Origin of the sequence: Turicibacter sp., assembly GCF_017941855.1 — a bacterium.
Taxonomy (GTDB): domain Bacteria; phylum Bacillota_I; class Bacilli_A; order MOL361; family Turicibacteraceae; genus Turicibacter; species Turicibacter sanguinis.
The window spans coordinates 1-17,110 of sequence record NZ_JAGAVR010000051.1; the positions used below are offsets into that span (position 1 = coordinate 1).

The following is a 17,110-nucleotide window of genomic DNA, read 5'->3' on the forward strand; positions in this document are numbered from 1 at the left end:
TAAGACGCAGAGCCGATGAAATTGTGGAACAATTCACGAATCATCGGCTCTTTTTGTTTCGTATTTGAAAGAACAAACTCACCAAATAAAAAAAACGATATTCGGGTGGGTTATTTTGTTATACCCTAAATTACCCTCTGAGTAAGCACGACCTTAAAGACTTAAAGGAACGGTGCAACGAGCAGAGCTGGGAACAGGGCTTGCATGTGCCGGAGAAAGGAAAGACATTTGCTGGAGAAGTCCGGGAAGAAACGGTGGCATGGAGCAAAGACACCTACCAGCTTTTGAAACAGGCAGAGCAGGGAAAGGTCAAAAGCTATGTGCAGGATATTGCCCTTGCGGTGCTGGATTGTAAGGAAACAGCGACCAGCCGGGAAACCTTTATCCGGCTGATGAATGAAAGAGGGTACGGGGTGGACTGGCAGGACAGCCACAAGTACATCACATATACCGACTTAGCCAGGGAACAGGCAGGAGAAAAGGCTTGTAAAATCAGGGATAACAAGCTGGAAAAATACTACAATATGGATTTTGGAAAGGAGAGTATGGAGCATGAGTTTGAGAGAAATGCACGAACAGCAGAAGCAGAGCAGTCCAAGAGAGCAGCTTCAAGAGTTAAACCGACAGAGCCGGACAGAGCTGGAAAACAGTCTGCTCAAAGAAGCGTTGGCGATGTCGAGCGAGAACTGCGAGGAATTGATGAAGCAGTCAAATCAAGAACAAGTGAGGGCAGAGCAGAACAGGCAGAGAGACGCAGAGCAGAACAGGAAGCTCATCAGCGAGCTGAAGCAGAGCGTAGAGCTGCTGAAGAACAGCAACGAATTGCTTCAAGACGCTATATCGGGCGAGATTGGGAGCCTGAAAGATGAGGTTAAGGAAAACACCGTCCAAGAGGTTAGAAAGGCGTTACAGGCGAATATAGAGGCTATACAGAGGGCTACAAAGCTTCTTGAGAAGCAGTCTGATACACTTACGAGCGTGATGAAGCAGAAGTTTATAGAGAATTACCAGAAGTAGAATCATTTATTTCCTTCAATGAGGCCAATATTGAGGAATATTATATTAGAGAAATTTTAAAAGAAGCGACTGATAAAGAGAAAGAAACATCTGAAATTTTAAAAGATGCTTCTATTTTAAATGAAGATTTAAGGAAGTATGGAAATTTAAAAGATAATGACAAGCCACTAATTGTCTCTGGTATTTTACTTGCATTAAGGGAATTAGAGTTTAAAAATTTCTCTATAGGAGATTTAACAGGAGATATGGTAAAAACAGATGGTCAAAAAATTTATGATGCACTTTCATCTAATTTAAAAAGGTAGCATTATGCTATCTTTTTTTGATATTAAAGTAAATAAATTACTAATATATAACACTATACGTCAATATTTAACTCAATTCTTGAATTAATGGATTGTAATTTGAGAATAAAATTTAGAAATAATTTATTCAAATCAAATTGTGATTGCACTCATTCAACGTGGGTCGTTGAATTTAAAAATGCTGATTTAGCAATTAGTTAAGGTTAAATTTTGACACAACACGATTAAAGTAAGTTGAAGAGACACGTCAGCATAATCGCTAGTAAAATAGCCGTTTAATCACGTAAAAAGATTGTTGCTACAATTGCTTAATCGCAAGTCTTGAATGCTGAAATTATATTCACCATTAAAAAAGGAGCCCTTTTGACTCCTGTTTAGTCATGTTTACAATCTATTTTTGGACGAAATTTCAATAATTACAATAAATGTGTCAATGGCAGCTAAACGCTGCACTACTGGACGTTAACAACAACAATCAGCTAACGCTGAAATGATTGACGTTTCACAAATAAAGATGAACGTGAGCAAAGCTCTCGTTATCAATTTCCACTCTTGAGAGCGAAAATTGATATTGCTCGTCGCCCCCAACTAATATATAGAAATCAAAAGTGGAGGCGCTCCTCACAAAAAAACACCCCTCCTTCATCCAATGTATCGCATAATATCAACGTTTCTAGCAATTGAAGGAGGCGTAAGCTTCGCTACTAATGCTCCGTTATCTTTTTTTCTTCTTCATATCTCTATCGAGATACTCGAATAAAAAAATCTACCGTTTGCAAAGTGCTCAGGGCTTCTAGCAGCCTTGAAATTTCCATTTTGGGAAAAGCACCCAAAATAAAAATCTTCAAGACCCCTAGAATTAATTTTTCACCATATTCAACTAAGCAAACAAGTTTGCAGTTGAAAAGGTGACGTTTCGTTACTCTCCACTAAAAATTAAGGTTCCGTGACCCTAATTAAATTCATTCGGATAAAAACACTCCGAATAAATTTAATTATTGTCTCATCAAGAACCTTAATCATTTTTGAGAAAAGCACTCAAAAATAATTAAGAACCTTGCTGATGGAACCGCCTTGCTTACGCCTAACTTTTACACGTAAACCTATTGGAAAAAAGCATTCCAATAGGCTCACTTAGTAAAAGTTCCCCCTAAATCCCCGTTGGGGACTTCTACCACCAAACCTCCGACATCGGAGGCTTCTCTCCCAAACCCTCTCAAGAGGGCTTCTCCCCAACCCCTCAAGGGGCTTTCAACAGTCGCCTTTGGCGACGAATACAACGGATGAAGTTTAACGTAGGAATGAAATCAAATCTCTAATGATGTTTCTGTCATTCGTAGCAACAATCGAGGTGATAATCATGGCATTTGTAAAAAGAATTTTTATGAAAACAAAACAAGCAGAAAAAAGTAAAGCTGAAAAAAAGGGTAAAAAAACGTCATCTAAAAAAGGAGCTAAAAAAGAAACAACTAGCCTAAAAACTGATAGCAAAAAAAATCATTCTAAAATAGCTAGTAGCTCAACCACTCAAACCACAAGTAGTTCTACTAAAAGTAAAAATCCTAGCACGAACAGAGGAACGTCAACCGCACAGAAAAATAAATTTAAGGAATTAGGACTTAAAATGCCTTGTTGGTTAAAATGCGATTACTCAGCTTTTCATGCGTTCAAATGTGTTGGACACATGACTAAAGACCAATTAAAACAAGCAGGATTATCAAATCATCGTCAGAAGTTATGGCGACAATCAGGACTTATTAAAGAAGTTTTTAAAAATCAAAATGATGGAACACGAATTGTTGCTTATGAAATGACTCAAAAAGGCTACAATATTGCCCGAAGTGAAATGTTTCTAAGTGGTTTTTACACTCCACAAACTAGAGCTTTAGAACACGATATTAAATTAGCAAGTGATTACCTAGCAAGAACTGATGAAGAACGTGAGAGCTGGATGACCGAAACAGAATTGCGAAATGCGTTTATTGCTAAAGTAAACTCAGGTGAATTTGTTAAGGAACAAGGAAAAGATTATTCATCATGTGACGGTGCTTATGTTGATTCCGTAAGTGGTGAGTTAATCTTTTCAGAAGCCATTGGGCGTGGTTATACCGCAAGTATGATTACCGCAAAAGAGAATTTTGCAGAAGTTTTTGGTGGAACTATCCGTAAATATTAATCCAAGAAATGAGGTGATTAAAATGACGATTGAAAATCAAACGATTGAGCATGAACAGGTTGAAGAAGTTAAACCTAAACGAAAATATAAAAAAAGAGCGTGTGCCTTACGTAAAAAAACGTGTGAAAAATACGATAAGTTATTAAACCTAATCAATTTACAAGGCGATTACATGATGCTACAAGCACATTTTATCTATCTAGCTGTTGTAATGGATTATACGACTCTTGCTCAACTACAAAATGATATTCTCCCCGATATGAAGAGAATGGGTCTTGTTAAAACTCAGTACGTAGGTGGAACACAAGCCGTCATGTTAGTTTTAAAAAAGACTGCCGTTAGGCACGTTAAGGGGTTAGAGTCTTCAAAAAATGCTTTTTCAGTGAAAGAGTCATCATCGGACTTCCCTAAATTGCTGAATATTATGAAAATTGATTATCTGATTGAAACCATTATTCCTCAAATTGAAGAAGTTAACAGTGAGGTAGCTGAATTTCAATTAAATATGGAAACATTAAAAGAACACCTAGAAGATTCTTTTTCTACACTTCTTTTAAAACAAAAAGACGAACCACATTATTATCTTAATCTTTCAAGAAGCCGTTTAGGTGAGAATAAAGATGTTTACCGCACACTTAAAGAAATCAGACGCTACTCTATCTTTAATTTAGCACGTCAAAAAAAATCTCTGAAACAAGGCATAACATTAAGCAAAGCGGAAGAAACGGCACTGGATTATCACGAAAATCACTATACTAACGGCTACAATAGTAAGGAATATCAAGCCATTGCACTCATTGACCCTGCTAAAAAGACTGAATACAACTATCAAGGTGGTAACAACCATAAGCCTAAAAAAAATCAGTTCTGCGAAGAAAAATTAATCGAATACGAAAGACTTCCGACTGACCCTCGCTTAATCATCACACACTTTCAAAAACAAAACCTATATGTTGAAATGATTTGGATGGACGGAGTAGATTTAGTCATGTTTAACACAAAAAGAAGTTTATCTAGCACCTACATTAAAAACCTATTAGAGTCAATATACATGACGTTCATAATGGTTTACGGAGCAAACTTTGAAACACATTTAAAAATTTACTTCTTCAATCAAGAGCAAGTTGATGCCTTTAATCGTCAGTGGTATAGACTAAAAGATAAATTAACAATCTATCAGCATAATGCTACTAACCTAACCGTAGAAGCGATTAACATGGAAATTGAAGATGACTATTTAGTTACTTCAACTAAATAACAAATTAAAAAGCAGTTAGGAAATAGTGAATAATCGACTATCTCATTATTTGATTTGTCGTTACTTGCTCCACTTCCACCTGCTTTTTTCTTATTTTTAAAAGATTACGTATCACTAAAACCATTGAATACGCCCTAAAATTTCGCTATTTCTTCGCAAAAAAAGTCTACCTCCCAATTTCCACCCACTCCCCTCAAAGCCTAAATCTGATTTTTTAACCAAAGTCACCTCATAGGGTGGGTTAATTTTGAGTTTGATTTAGAAATTTCTTTTCGACGCTCGTAAGAGTTGGAAATAATTATAGTTTAAGAGTTGGAAACGTAGCATAAAGAGGTAACAATCATAAGTAATTTCAAATGAAATTTTAAAAATGAAAGGATGAATTAAATGAAATTAATTTTTAAGTCAATCAACAAAGGAAATGTGAAAGAATTTTTTGAATCAGTTAAATCATTTGAGAAACTAGACGAGGTTGGTCTTGCGTATGATTATGACGTTGAGGACTTCTTCCTTGCTCCAACATCTCCTAACCATGATTTAGTCTTATTTTCGCTAGGAAAATACGTTAAAGCTAGTGGAGAGGTTGATTATGAAAAATTCTTTAGTGACTTTTACAGTGAATGTTACAAAATGAAAATTCATTTAGGAGAAGCGGTCTAACAACCGCTTTTTTTATTGTTTTAAAAAAAATAAAAAAATTATTTTATATAATTTTTTTATCCATTTGGCAAGGTTTGAAATGCAAATAAATCTCATGTTTAATGTCTACCATACAATAAATAAAAAATGGAGGTGGTAAGCATGGATGCTTATAAGTTCAACAGTCTTGAAGAATATGTGAAAAATGAATCCAGACATTACTATAATCTATCATACAGAGGGATTAAGAACTCGGAAATCAAACAATTTTGCGAGTCAAAAGGGATAAAAGTTAAATCAAGAGATAAAAGAAATGATATGCTTGATAAACTGTTTGAAACAGATGAATATGTGATGGAGTTCTATGAAGAATTTAAGGAGTATATCTGCGTCAGTTTCTTCGATTATTCTGAAAGATTTGGGATAAGTAAAAGTCAGTATAATCAACTCAAAAAGGCTAATTTCTTTGAGATTGACGGCTATTTTGAAGTCAAGGCACGTTACGGATGGATAACAGTTCCAGCTCTATCGGCTAAACAGTTCTTTAATATGACGCAGGAAGAGATTAATTTAGCATTAAATAATAACCAAGAGTCATTATTTTAATTTTTAAAAAGTGGTTTTTAGACCGCTTTTTTTTTATTTTCCCCAACAAAAAAATGCCTCAAAGAGACATTTAATCTATCATTCATTCAGACTTTTAACGCCATGCGAAATCGCTAGTCGTTAAAGCGTATGCGAGTGCTTTTAAAAATATGACAAATCGCCTAATACCTTGTGTTATCACACTTAATCTCACACTTTGTTATACATTTTTGTACTACAAAATAAAAAGACACTATCAGTGTCTAGTAAAACGGATATATAGTTTCAATGGTTTCTCCTGCGTTGAAGTTGGAAGTCTTGTTACCAGTGTCATGAAGAACTATCTCATTGTTCTTATCCAAGTAGTAGCCACAACCACTTTTAAAGTGGAGGTTACTATCAATCTCATTGAGTTTTAAATCTAATAGGTAGCTTTCATCTGTTTCTAAATCAATCATTTGGGTAATTAATCCGCCCTGACTGTTTTGCGAAGAGAAATAAACGTGTGGTTCTGAACTGTTACTGTTTAAAAGTTGAGCGTTAACTGACTCAAAAGCAATCGCATTAACTAACTCTAAATCTTCTAACTGATAAGAATATAGGAAGTGAAACGGTTCTGAACCCTCAATAACACTTAAAATTCCATTATTGATTGAAATACCTTTAATGTTATCAATCTCTATCAGCTCTTTAAGCTCATTTTGGGCGTTTGTTGAGTAAACCTTACTATTTGTTGCGAGATATACCTTATCGTCCCATACAAACCAATTAATGAGGTCTGATGGCAATTCTAAACGACTGACTTCCTTTTGCTCATTAAAACTTAAATTAATGAGTTCTTTTTTTGTATCGTTTAACAAATAAAGGTTTCCGTTTTCAAATCTAAAATCAGAAATTTCATTTTCATTTATTTCAGTTTTAAGTTGAAAGTTACTTGAATTTATTATTTTATCTTTAAACTTTTTAATTTCCCTTATCTCAATTCTATCTGTTAAAAAATCCATTAAATAAAACGTATTGGATTGTTCATTGCTAACAACCAAGTCCGCATTTAACTCTAAATCTATCCCTTTTTCTTTTTTCGTATCAAAGAGAATGAGGTCGTCACTGGATGTCTTCAATAGCAAGTAGTTAGCCCCTTTAACGCTCCCGAATAAGCGTCTATACATTGAGTTGTTCGATGTGTCTAACACATTAAATACAAGCATAATAACCATAACAACAATGGCTATATCAACCATAAGAAACAGTGAACAAGAAATAAAATCCTTTTTTCCGTTAAATACTTCCTTACACCTAGTAAACATTAATCTCATAAAATCACCGTCTCTTTTATTTGTTTTTTAGCATTAAAATTTTAGCAAATATAAAATAAAATTTATGTAAAAACATCTGATTAAAGATGTTTAAACACTTAAAATAAATGTTTGTTGAACATTTTGATAGGTTTTTAGTGAAAATACTGGTTTTTCGTTCAATTCCGAGACCACTTTTAGTCAAAAAATAAAAGTGTTCAAATTTTAACACTTTAAAAAACATGGTAATACCAACGTTTATCGGCATTTTAGAAGAATAAAAAACAAAAAGTGTTAAAAAAGTGTTCAAAAAATATTTACAAAGTGTTAAAAAAGTGTTAAAATATAATCACAAGATAAGCGGTACGTAAAAAAACATCTCAAAAACCGCTGGGGAGGATTAGAAATGTATCAATTTAGTAAAGATTTAATTCATATATCAGTCGATTCTGGTAAAGGGGGAACAAAGTATTGCTACTTAAACCAAAAATCTGAACTTGCAACAGATGTTATCATTACAAACATTGAATCTGCTAGTCCTAATGAAGAAATTAAAGGTTCTTGTGATGACGTTGTTCTTGATTTAGGTAATGATAAAACTAAAAGATACTTCGTTGGTGACAGAGAAGGAAATGTTGTGATTGATAGTGACAGTACGAAGTTAATGGAGAAGCATGAGATTTGTATTTATACAGCTATCGCACGAGTTTTAACTCAACATTTAGATTTAGAATTAACTCAAGAAGTTGAAACTGAACAAGGGAAAGAGATGGAACTTATCACTCACAAAATCTCTTTAACGGTCAACGTTCCTTTACATGAATTCAGAGATAAACTTACTAAGCAAAAATACGTTGAAAAATACGAAAATAAAGAAATTACATTAACAATCAACAAAAACAAGGTTAAATTCCATATCGTTAATGCGTCTGTTTTCTACGAATCTCAAGGAGCAATCATTCGTAACAACCAGTTAATCAATCAAAATGATGAAATGCACAATGTTTTAGTTATCGATTGCGGTAGCCGTAATGATACTCATGTTCTTTTTAACAACAAAATCGTTCCAGTTAAAGGGAAAAACACAGTAGGTAGAGCAGGAATCCACTCTGAACTTGCTAAATTTGCCTCAGAACTGTCTGTTCGTACTGGTGATGACTTTACAGTTGGGTTAATCGAGTCTGTTCTAGTCGGAAAAACTACATTAAAAAATATCACTCGTGATGAATTAATTGAACAATTCGCTCCATACGCTTTAGATGTTGCTAAAAACATCCTTAGAACAACTAAAACTTTACAAGTGAGCAAGAATAACACAGATATTCTTTTTACTGGTGGAGCATCTGTTGTGCTAAGAAAACAACTTCAAGAGGTTTATGAGCTTGATGGTGGAGATGACAAAAAGAATGGATATAGTGTATACTTCTCGGCAGACCCACGCTTTGATAACTGCAAAGGGGCACTAATCAAGGAGTTGAGTAAACTTGTCTCTTAATAAAAAAGATAATAAAAAAATAAGTGATGACGCTCAAGGGTGGCGTACATCACTTTATTTCGCACCAAGCGAAGAGGATTTATTTGAGTTTGTAAATTCTCAAGACATGAAACGAAATAAATTCATTATTACCTTAATCAGAGAGGCTTATGAGCGTCAAAATACTGATACAACAAGCCATTCAGATACTTCAAACATTACGAATGAAGAATTATTAAATGAAATTAAGTCTTTAAAAACTTTTATAGAGAACCATTCATTTAAAATTGATAATATGGAAAAAAATGAAGTTAAAGACGTTGTTGAAGAGGTAGAAGAATCTAGTAACATTTTACAAATTGCGGACGACATGGAATTGTTAAAACAACAATTTTCAGATGATATGGACGATTTATAGGAGGAAAAATAAATGAAAGATATTAACACATTAACTTTGGAAGAAATGGTTGAATACATCATGACAATAGAGATTGACGACGAGGAACTACAATCAATCTAATAACTTTTAAAGCCCTATATGGGCTTTTTCTTTTTAGCACAATTAAATATCAAGATTACCTAACAGATAGGCTTAAAACGGCTTAAAATTGGCTTTAAAACATAAAAAAAGAAACCTCAGTTCTTCGAGGTTTCTTATCGTTTTCTATTAAATTGAAGTTTTATATTAATAATTGAATAGTCCGTGCGTTAAAAATATTGATAATGTGATTTGGAGTTTGGTATTATGAATGTATAAAATTAAAAAACTTTCCGATAAAACGCAAAAAGACGAGCCCATCTCGCCAAAGTTGTACTCGTCTTTTTCAAAACAGAAGTGATTCACTTCAATCTTATTTTAAATAAATTGATATGACTATTGTATAAAATTTTGTCGTGAATATCAATATTTTAAACGACATAATCTAATAAAGTCTTACTTTTTTTTAAAAATAGGCGAAGTGAGTCCCTCTGTTTATCCATTTTTTGGCTTTTGTCGGATATATAGGGGGCATTTTTTATGCAAAATAATGAAATTGGCAATTTTAAAAACGAAGTAACGTTATGCGATAAGCATTTAGTTCATTCAAAACCAAAGGATTTTGATGTACGACAAATCCAAATGAAGAAGAACTCGGTCATTAAAGAGGTTACACCTCAGCTACTAGGGGAGTTGATGACGACAGGGCATAGTATTCACTATGCTGTCTGCACGTTTGAGGTTGTTCCGACTGGAACATTTGATAAGAATGGAAATCCTGAGTATATCGAGGGGAAAAGACCGTCATTTCAAGATAAGTCAGCTTTACACGCTAACGTCTTTGGAATCGACATCGACCACGGAAACTTTAGTGTAGAAGATATTTTAAACAAAAGCATCGTGAAACCTGCGGTTATTCATGAAACTCATTCATCAAAAGAGGGAGATAGACGTTATCGTGTTTATTTTTTCGCTAACGCTAACGTAGAGTTTTCTCAACTTAGAACAATGAACACCATTCTAAACCTACCGTTCTGGGATGGGTTATCTGATTGTGAAACAGAGTTAGTTGATAAAAGCTGTATTAATGAGAGTCGAGTGTTTTATAGTGGTTCAAAGTTAATTTTTACAGAGAATACTTATTTTAATCCTTTTGACTTATTAAACAATCAAGCACTAGTAAACCATTCACAACAAGTCTTAGAACGTGTCGCATTAGCGAATAGCAGACGTTTAAAACGAGGAAATATCGTTAAAAAAGCCTTTAACAATCAGTTAATTTCAAAGGAAGAATACAATGCATTCATGTCTAAACACACCCAAGACAAACATAACGTGGTTGCGTGGCGTGAAAATATTGTATTTGCTTCAAAGTTAGAGAAAGAACTTGAAATTTTAGAATCTGAAAAGCGTGAGGCAACTAAGCGTAGAAAAACTAAAGTCGACGATAAAACAGGTGAAGTGACGCAGGATACAAAATCAACCGTAGCAGACTTAACTAATAGCGACTTTTTAGATGTTGTGTTGGCTAATCTAAAGTCTCTAAACAAAGATGGAATTGAGCAATTAGATTTCACTGAAGCAGAAGAATTTATTCATAAATTAGATTTAGATGACATTATTGGCGTAAAAGTAGGGGAGAGGTTTTTGTGCCCGTTCCACGTTGATACAACCCCGTCAGCTTCATTATTCTCAGCACGTAAAGGAAATATTATGTTTAAGTGTTTTACGGATTGTACAGAAACACTAGACACAATGGGGTTCTTAAGAAAACTAATGAATGAACATGGAGTATCTAACAACTATTATGAAACAATCCGTGTCATTTTAGAGGTTATGGGGATTACGCTAGGAAATAAGTATCAAGACCAAGTTTACCTACAATTGGTACATTTTCAAAACTTCCTGACTGGTAAGCAACCAAGAGTGGATAATGAGGGTAAAATTATAAACAGAGAGTCGTTAGATGACTTAACCATGTGGATGCACCGACATAATTTATTTGTTTTTATGTTTGGGTTCTTACAGTTAGCCTTTTATTTTGCTCCTAAAAAGCCAGTTAAAATAACTGGTGATGGTGCGGTTATTTCTGTTTCACGCAGGTCACTATATACGTACCTTAACGGGCAAGGAATAATAGGTGTTAGAAGTGAGGGAAATTGTGCAAACAAAGTTAATGTTCTAGTATTCTTAGGATTCTTAGAGAAAGTTCATTTTGAAGAACTGAATGACGGTGTAAAAAAAGATTTATTAGCTTCTAAAAAAGAGATTGAAGATGAAATAAACTATAAACGAAAACTTAAAAATAAGAATTCAAACAAAGAAATTGAAGACATCTCTATTGCCCACACATCTTATTATGAATTTAAACCTATCAATAGTTTTACGTGGAAAGAAGCTGAACGACGAATGAAATTTTTCGTTGAACATGGGTGTAAAGTCTCAACATTCAATGCAAAACAACTAGCATATTTATTATCTCTTGATAAAGCTAAAGAAGTTTATATTCAAACAGGCGAAGAAAATTTAACTTTAAACAAGAGAGATAATAGATTTATCACTGAAACAGAAAAAGCGGTAAATAAAATTTTAGTTAAACGACGTTATTTCACAGAAGCGGAATTAATCGCTCAAATTGATGTGAAAAATAAATATTTCAAGAAAAAAGATAAGGAAGTTTTAGCGAAAACTTTATTTCCTGGCTTTTTTGAGAAAAATGGATTCCAAATCATCTCAGTAAACAAAAATACTCGTGAAATTTACGATATATCCGAAAAATATAAATCAAATTCACGCGTAATTGCGAAGTAGTCTCTCAAAGACTACTTTTTTTATAATTCACACAAAAAGGGGGGAAATTTTGTTCACTCGACACCCTTCAAACGTCGTCGTATCAATGGTTTCAGCCGTTTCAAATTCTGTGGGACCGTTATTAAGAACAAAGACTTAATAATGGTCCTATGGCGATTGAACAGCCTCTCAGCCCAAGAAGAACTAAGGGTTGAGGCACTTTCAAAATAGAAAATTTCCCCCCTTTGATATTTAGGCTCAACTTTAGTTGGTTGTTAGATTCATGGTTAACAGTGCTGTTCTCGGAGATGGATGTTCAATCGTGACACTAAATAAAAGTTTTAAGGCTAAGATAAGTGAATTTGCTTATCGTTCTAAGATTAGGTGTAATCTTAACTTTTATTTCGTGTCGTTTAAAAATACCCAAAATGACTTCGCAAAAATGCTCATAACCGTTGGTGTTATCATGTTTTTGAGTGAGTTGTCGATGATACAATAATAAAGAAAGTATATATATATTCTCTTTATTATTGTACCATCCACAAACTTCTTAAAACTCCAAGTTCTTCTTGGGCTTGAGGCACTTCTGAGAGCGCAATTTTGGGTATTTTTTAAACTAAAGTTATTAGATAAACTTAAAGTTTATTTCATTAACTGGTTTATTAGATTCATAAGCAATGGCATCCAAATACTTTGTAAATGTGTAAGTCCTAATGACCGTATATTCTCTGAGTTCTAATGAATGAGTGCTATCAAATGTGACGTCAATCACTTCATTATCTTCAATAAAAAAACAGTGGCGGTTAAAATAACGTCGTCTACTGCCAGTCGTAAATCCAACAGCAATTAAAATTTCTTCATGAAACAGTTTCAACGACAGTTCGTTATTATGCATTAATGCCTGATACACATTTTCAAAACTTTTATTATTTTCTAACCAAATACAAGTTCTTTGTTGCAGTTCTATGGACTTTGATACGTTGGCTTTGTAGATTTGCATAATAAAAATCACCTCATTAAAATTATGAACATTTGTTCGATAAAAATAAGGTGATTTTTTTATTTGAGATTAATCCAACGCCATACATCCGTCATTGATTAGTTCAGTTCTAATTGTTTCAGTTTCAATGTCTAGGTATTCTACTAGTGCTGGTTCTAGGTGATACTTTTTAAGTGCGTCGATGTATTCGTGATAATCCATTAACTTGATGATTTTATATTCGATGTTGCTACGTTCATGAAATGAGCTTAATAGGGTAGCGGTAGCATCAATCATGACGTGGCGTTCTACATCATAAAAACAAGCGTGACGAACATATACATCCTGCTTGTCAAAAACACGAAAGAAACAATAAGCTATCTTCCATTTGCCTGTTGCAACGTTAGTGAGAACGTCATCATCATGCGATAGCAAGTTAAATGTATTGTTGTAACAGTATTTCTGCTCAACAATCTCTTTATTCTTTTCAAACAATTCAAGACTAGCCTCTTTATCTATCAGTAATTTCAACTCAATCACTTCCTTTTTCATTCATAATAACAGAATTTTAGGCATTCGCAATCAAAATGAGCGATTTTAAGCCGTTTTAGGCGTTCTTTTTGAGATTCTAGTATTATTTATCACCTTACCGCCTATCGTCGTTTCTAGGGCGATTCTGAGCTTTTCAACACTATTCTCTCACGATTCAAGATATAGAGATTATTCCCTGCTCCTAAATCACTTATTTATGGAAGTTTGCTTTACTTCTTGAAACGTAATGTTTAATAAGCAATAATTGAATGTTTTAATATACTTATTATCTTAAATTAAAACATTTATATACGGTAAATAAACATAAACTTAATGTCTATCAAACATTTTTATTTTTATATAAAAACATTGAATAAAAATTCCCAAATAGATAAAACTATTTTTATAGGTGGCAATCGTGATATAATTATAAATATAATTAATTGTTTTAAAACGGAGGTGCAGGATTGAACATATTAGAAAAGGAAACATTGACACAGAAAGATATAGACCAGATAAATACGCTGTTATCAGACCCTAAGTGCGATACTTTAAAGAAAGTTGTTAGAAAATTAATGGGCAACGAAGCCAGTCCAAAAGACGTAACTGATAAGTACCGAGAGCTATATGCGAAGATAAAAGACAGTGGATACAAATCGAATCCAACCACTAAACTTTATGAGTTAAATCGTGATACGAAGAAAACTAATAAAGAAAACAAGAAACCAAAAAGTGAAAAACAAGAAGTTAAAGTTGCTAAAAATGAGCCAGTAAAAGAAGAAAAGAAGAAAGTTGAAACACCCAAAGTTGCAACAACTAAAACTGAAACGCCTAGTAAAAAACCACGCAGAACTAAAAAGGAAATCGAGGAAGAACGAACTAAAGCGGAGTTTGAGGAAAACATAAAGATAAATCCGTTGCGATTAATTTCTTCGACTGGAAACGAAATTACAGATAAATTATTCTATTCGTCAAAAGATAAAACGACTGGAACTGGCGTTTACTTACTACCTTCAGTTGTTAAAGATTTTAGTCTGATAGAAGAAGCATTTAACCACGTATATAATTACAAATTAATAGATGCAGCGATTCAATTAACATGCTCATATAAAAGTTACATAATGGAGTCAAACGTGTTTATGAATTTCCTGAATTTAATTAATGAAGATAAATCATCGCTAAAAAAAGAAGAAGCTAGACGCAAGAAAGAACTAGCGGAATATCAACAAAAATTAGATAATGGAGAAGAAGTTGAAAAACCTAAATTCCCGCCTCTGAAAAAACAACTTAACTTGAAGCTATCACAGACGGCAAGTGATAATTTAGACATCTTATGCGATAACTTCTCCATGTTTACGAAATCAGAGGTCATCAACTTATGTATGTTTGCCTTATCCGAATCCGCTAAAACGACATTCTTAAAAAAGTAAAAGGAAGATTAAAATGAACACACCAATCCCAATCAACAAAGATAAAATCAGAGCAGAATATGAGGAGTTAATAAACCAGTTGCTTGACGACACGATTGACGCTAAGGAGAAAATCGAGATTGTTAAATCTATTAACTTCCTAACAGAAACGACATTTGCTAAATGTCTAGCGAACAGTGATTACGTGGAATTTAACGACTTAAGAGAGATGGATTAATTTCTATCTCCTTTTATTATTGTTTAAAAAAAAGAAAACAGATATACTTGTGTATTATATAGGACACAAAGGAGGTTCTTTTCTCATGAATAGGACAGATGAATTTTTTCCTAAGCACATTTTAACCAAAATAGAGGTTGTTAGAGATGATGACGGGAACATCGTTAGGGATAAGAATGGCAATGTTAAAACCGTTACGGTTAAAGATTACGATAGGCTTTCAAAGATTTTTTTAGATAAGTTAAATAGTGGCTACGACATGACTTCGCTTGAAGCGTTAGAGTTATTAGATGTTGATAGAGATTGGCTTTTAAACAACTTTAGAGAGGAATTTGATTACTTTATCGTGCCACAAGGCGTAGTTGGATATGCCTTGAAGTTGACCGAATCAGCAGATTTTGTGGCTAAGATTTGCAAAAAGTATAAGATTGGTTCAGAAGAAGCCGAATATGCACTTCATTTTAAAAGGATGTTTATTAATCGCCAGTCATTCTATGAGTTTATCCTTAAACATCTAAAGATTACTGAGTCATTGAGTGTCGTTACAATCGAGAACGAAGAGGTTAATCAGCTACCACATCACGTTCTCACCGCACTTAAAAATGAGTTTTTAGTAAAGAACCAGTTTGCTACTTTTGATAAGAAAACTAAGAAAATTAAGCATATGCAGGGAGTTAAATACTCAGATTTAAACCAAGATACGTTTGATTTAATTCTTAATTATGACTATAACTCAGTTGAAAATCATGGTTTAAAATCACCTAACACCCTTAAAGAAGAGATGTTGCTTTTTTATCGTGAGCGAAATCGTCTCTTAATGGTTTCAAATGAGCAATTAAACCGAAAACTAAGTGATGAATTAGGGCTAATCAAGTTCTCAATCGTGAGGGAAAGTGCGGAACGTCACCCGGTTCGATACTTTTTAAAAGCACCAGTTAAGGAACAATTAGAAAATGATAAGTTCAACTTCACCGTATCGGCTAGATTTGATGATAGGTTAGAAGAAATCGCAAAATACTTCACTGCATATGCTTTAAATTATATTAAGGAAAAAGAGGAAGAGAAAAATAAATCCAAAAAGAAATAGGCTCATTAACTAGAGCCTATTTTTATTTTTAAAAAAAGAAAAAAGGGGAGTGGTTAATGTTTGTGTATTATATAGGACACAAGAGGGACGCTCTTTTCTTTTTTTTCTTTTTTTAAGGACAACAAAAAGTGTTGGTTCTAACCAACACTTAACACACATATAAATTAATATCGATTAAGTGTTGGTTAGATTGTTGTTAGGCTACGATTGAAAATCAGCGTATGTACAGTCTGAAACCATCAATAATAAAGCATTTTTAAAAGGACTTTAAAATAAGGGAGAGGGCGATTGGGATGTTGGGATTTATGTTATTAGCAGGGGCGTTCTTTGTGACGTGTTGTTGGCTAGATGGTGGAAATAATAAGGAGGCAGATTTAATTAATTCAATCCTTAAAGACAATTTAAACAAAGATGGAAAATATGCTTATATCAAGCATTGTGAGGGTGAGTCTTACTATATTGAACTTCCTTTTGGCTTTGAGTTTGGGCAACTTCAAAAAATGCAAGGGAAGATTGAGAATGCGATTAAAAGGCGTGTACTTATCATAAATGAAGATTTTAATTATTGCATTAGGATAGTTGAAGAGGTTAAAACTGAAACATTAATCCCATTCCAGCTCGTTGACACGAAAGAAAAAGAGGGAATAAAACTGGCGATAGGAATGACTGGAAATGAGTTAGTTTATGTTGATTTTAAGTCGGTTCCACATATGCTGATTGCTGGAGTCACAGGATTTGGGAAGTCGGTTTTCATCAAGTCACTCATTCTTCAAATCATTCATAATTATCCCGATTGTGAGTTGGCATTGTTTGATTTTAAAGCAGGAGTTGAGCTTTCATGTTTTAAAA

At 33.6% G+C, this 17,110-nt stretch carries 15 protein-coding genes; 12 read left to right on the plus strand and 3 right to left on the minus strand.

Translation table 11 applies throughout. From position 1 onward, the window contains the following. Positions 1 to 200: 200 nt before the first annotated feature. The 5 genes from J6D32_RS07040 to J6D32_RS07060 all read left to right on the plus strand — a co-directional run bounded on the left by J6D32_RS07040 (position 201) and on the right by J6D32_RS07060 (position 6,001). Positions 201 to 869 carry a relaxase family protein gene (locus J6D32_RS07040; protein ID WP_002804229.1) on the plus strand — a complete coding sequence of 223 codons (669 nt, stop codon included), beginning with the start codon at positions 201 to 203 and terminating at the stop codon, positions 867 to 869. Positions 870 to 2,682: 1,813 nt separating this feature from the next. After that, positions 2,683 to 3,498, plus strand: coding sequence for a hypothetical protein (locus J6D32_RS07045; protein WP_287467455.1), 816 nt, complete (start codon positions 2,683 to 2,685; stop codon positions 3,496 to 3,498). 22 nt (positions 3,499 to 3,520) lie between these two features. Beyond that, the gene (locus J6D32_RS07050; RefSeq protein ID WP_287467456.1) at positions 3,521 to 4,756 is read left to right on the plus strand and encodes a hypothetical protein; all 1,236 of its coding nucleotides are present in this window, start codon (positions 3,521 to 3,523) and stop codon (positions 4,754 to 4,756) included. Between the two features lie 387 nt (positions 4,757 to 5,143). Next, a complete protein-coding gene (locus J6D32_RS07055) occupies positions 5,144 to 5,416 on the plus strand; it encodes a hypothetical protein (RefSeq protein ID WP_287467457.1) in 273 nt (90 codons plus the stop codon). Between the two features lie 141 nt (positions 5,417 to 5,557). Beyond that, positions 5,558 to 6,001: a hypothetical protein gene (locus tag J6D32_RS07060; protein WP_287467458.1), complete on the plus strand. Its 444-nt coding sequence runs from the start codon at positions 5,558 to 5,560 to the stop codon at positions 5,999 to 6,001. A gap of 242 nt (positions 6,002 to 6,243) precedes the next feature. On the opposite strand, the gene J6D32_RS07065 is transcribed toward J6D32_RS07060, so the two are convergent. Next, positions 6,244 to 7,296 carry a hypothetical protein gene (locus tag J6D32_RS07065; RefSeq protein WP_287467459.1) on the minus strand — a complete coding sequence of 351 codons (1,053 nt, stop codon included), beginning with the start codon at positions 7,294 to 7,296 and terminating at the stop codon, positions 6,244 to 6,246. A gap of 385 nt (positions 7,297 to 7,681) precedes the next feature. Between J6D32_RS07065 and J6D32_RS07070 the strand changes: the two genes are divergently transcribed. From J6D32_RS07070 to J6D32_RS07080, 3 genes are all read left to right on the plus strand, one after another. Beyond that, on the plus strand, positions 7,682 to 8,770 hold the full coding sequence (locus J6D32_RS07070; protein ID WP_287467461.1) for a ParM/StbA family protein: 1,089 nt from the start codon (positions 7,682 to 7,684) through the stop codon (positions 8,768 to 8,770). After that, positions 8,760 to 9,167 (plus strand): hypothetical protein, encoded by a 408-nt coding sequence (locus J6D32_RS07075; protein WP_287467462.1) that lies wholly within the window; start codon positions 8,760 to 8,762, stop codon positions 9,165 to 9,167. The genes J6D32_RS07070 and J6D32_RS07075 overlap by 11 nt, the downstream gene beginning before the upstream one ends. 600 nt (positions 9,168 to 9,767) lie before the next feature. Continuing rightward, on the plus strand, positions 9,768 to 12,038 hold the full coding sequence (locus tag J6D32_RS07080) for a CHC2 zinc finger domain-containing protein (protein ID WP_287467463.1): 2,271 nt from the start codon (positions 9,768 to 9,770) through the stop codon (positions 12,036 to 12,038). Between the two features lie 604 nt (positions 12,039 to 12,642). Here J6D32_RS07080 and J6D32_RS07085 read toward each other — a convergent pair. Continuing rightward, positions 12,643 to 13,017 carry a hypothetical protein gene (locus J6D32_RS07085; RefSeq protein WP_287467464.1) on the minus strand — a complete coding sequence of 125 codons (375 nt, stop codon included), beginning with the start codon at positions 13,015 to 13,017 and terminating at the stop codon, positions 12,643 to 12,645. A 69-nt stretch (positions 13,018 to 13,086) separates the two neighbouring features. Then, entirely contained in the window at positions 13,087 to 13,527 is a 441-nt protein-coding gene (locus J6D32_RS07090; protein ID WP_287467466.1) for a hypothetical protein, read from the minus strand. 491 nt (positions 13,528 to 14,018) lie between these two features. Here J6D32_RS07090 and J6D32_RS07095 point away from each other — a divergent pair, with 491 nt between their 5' ends. The 4 genes from J6D32_RS07095 to J6D32_RS14110 form a co-directional block, all read left to right on the plus strand. Continuing rightward, entirely contained in the window at positions 14,019 to 14,957 is a 939-nt protein-coding gene (locus tag J6D32_RS07095; RefSeq protein ID WP_287467467.1) for a hypothetical protein, read from the plus strand. Between the two features lie 13 nt (positions 14,958 to 14,970). Further along, positions 14,971 to 15,174, plus strand: coding sequence for a hypothetical protein (locus tag J6D32_RS07100; protein ID WP_287467468.1), 204 nt, complete (start codon positions 14,971 to 14,973; stop codon positions 15,172 to 15,174). Positions 15,175 to 15,259: 85 nt separating this feature from the next. Further along, complete coding sequence (locus J6D32_RS07105; protein ID WP_287467469.1) at positions 15,260 to 16,261, plus strand: hypothetical protein; 1,002 nt, start codon at positions 15,260 to 15,262, stop codon at positions 16,259 to 16,261. 293 nt (positions 16,262 to 16,554) lie between these two features. Further along, on the plus strand, positions 16,555 to 17,110 hold a 556-nt coding region (locus J6D32_RS14110), incomplete at its 3' end, for an FtsK/SpoIIIE domain-containing protein (RefSeq protein WP_503004036.1).

Coding starts and splice junctions, on each gene's coding strand:
- J6D32_RS07045 (WP_287467455.1), top strand. CDS start 2,683: ATGGCATTTGTAAAAAGAATTTTTATGAAAACAAAACAAGCAGAAAAA.
- J6D32_RS07050 (WP_287467456.1), top strand. CDS start 3,521: ATGACGATTGAAAATCAAACGATTGAGCATGAACAGGTTGAAGAAGTT.
- J6D32_RS07055 (WP_287467457.1), top strand. CDS start 5,144: ATGAAATTAATTTTTAAGTCAATCAACAAAGGAAATGTGAAAGAATTT.
- J6D32_RS07060 (WP_287467458.1), top strand. CDS start 5,558: ATGGATGCTTATAAGTTCAACAGTCTTGAAGAATATGTGAAAAATGAA.
- J6D32_RS07065 (WP_287467459.1), bottom strand. CDS start 7,296: ATGAGATTAATGTTTACTAGGTGTAAGGAAGTATTTAACGGAAAAAAG.
- J6D32_RS07070 (WP_287467461.1), top strand. CDS start 7,682: ATGTATCAATTTAGTAAAGATTTAATTCATATATCAGTCGATTCTGGT.
- J6D32_RS07080 (WP_287467463.1), top strand. CDS start 9,768: ATGCAAAATAATGAAATTGGCAATTTTAAAAACGAAGTAACGTTATGC.
- J6D32_RS07085 (WP_287467464.1), bottom strand. CDS start 13,017: ATGCAAATCTACAAAGCCAACGTATCAAAGTCCATAGAACTGCAACAA.
- J6D32_RS07100 (WP_287467468.1), top strand. CDS start 14,971: ATGAACACACCAATCCCAATCAACAAAGATAAAATCAGAGCAGAATAT.
- J6D32_RS07105 (WP_287467469.1), top strand. CDS start 15,260: ATGAATAGGACAGATGAATTTTTTCCTAAGCACATTTTAACCAAAATA.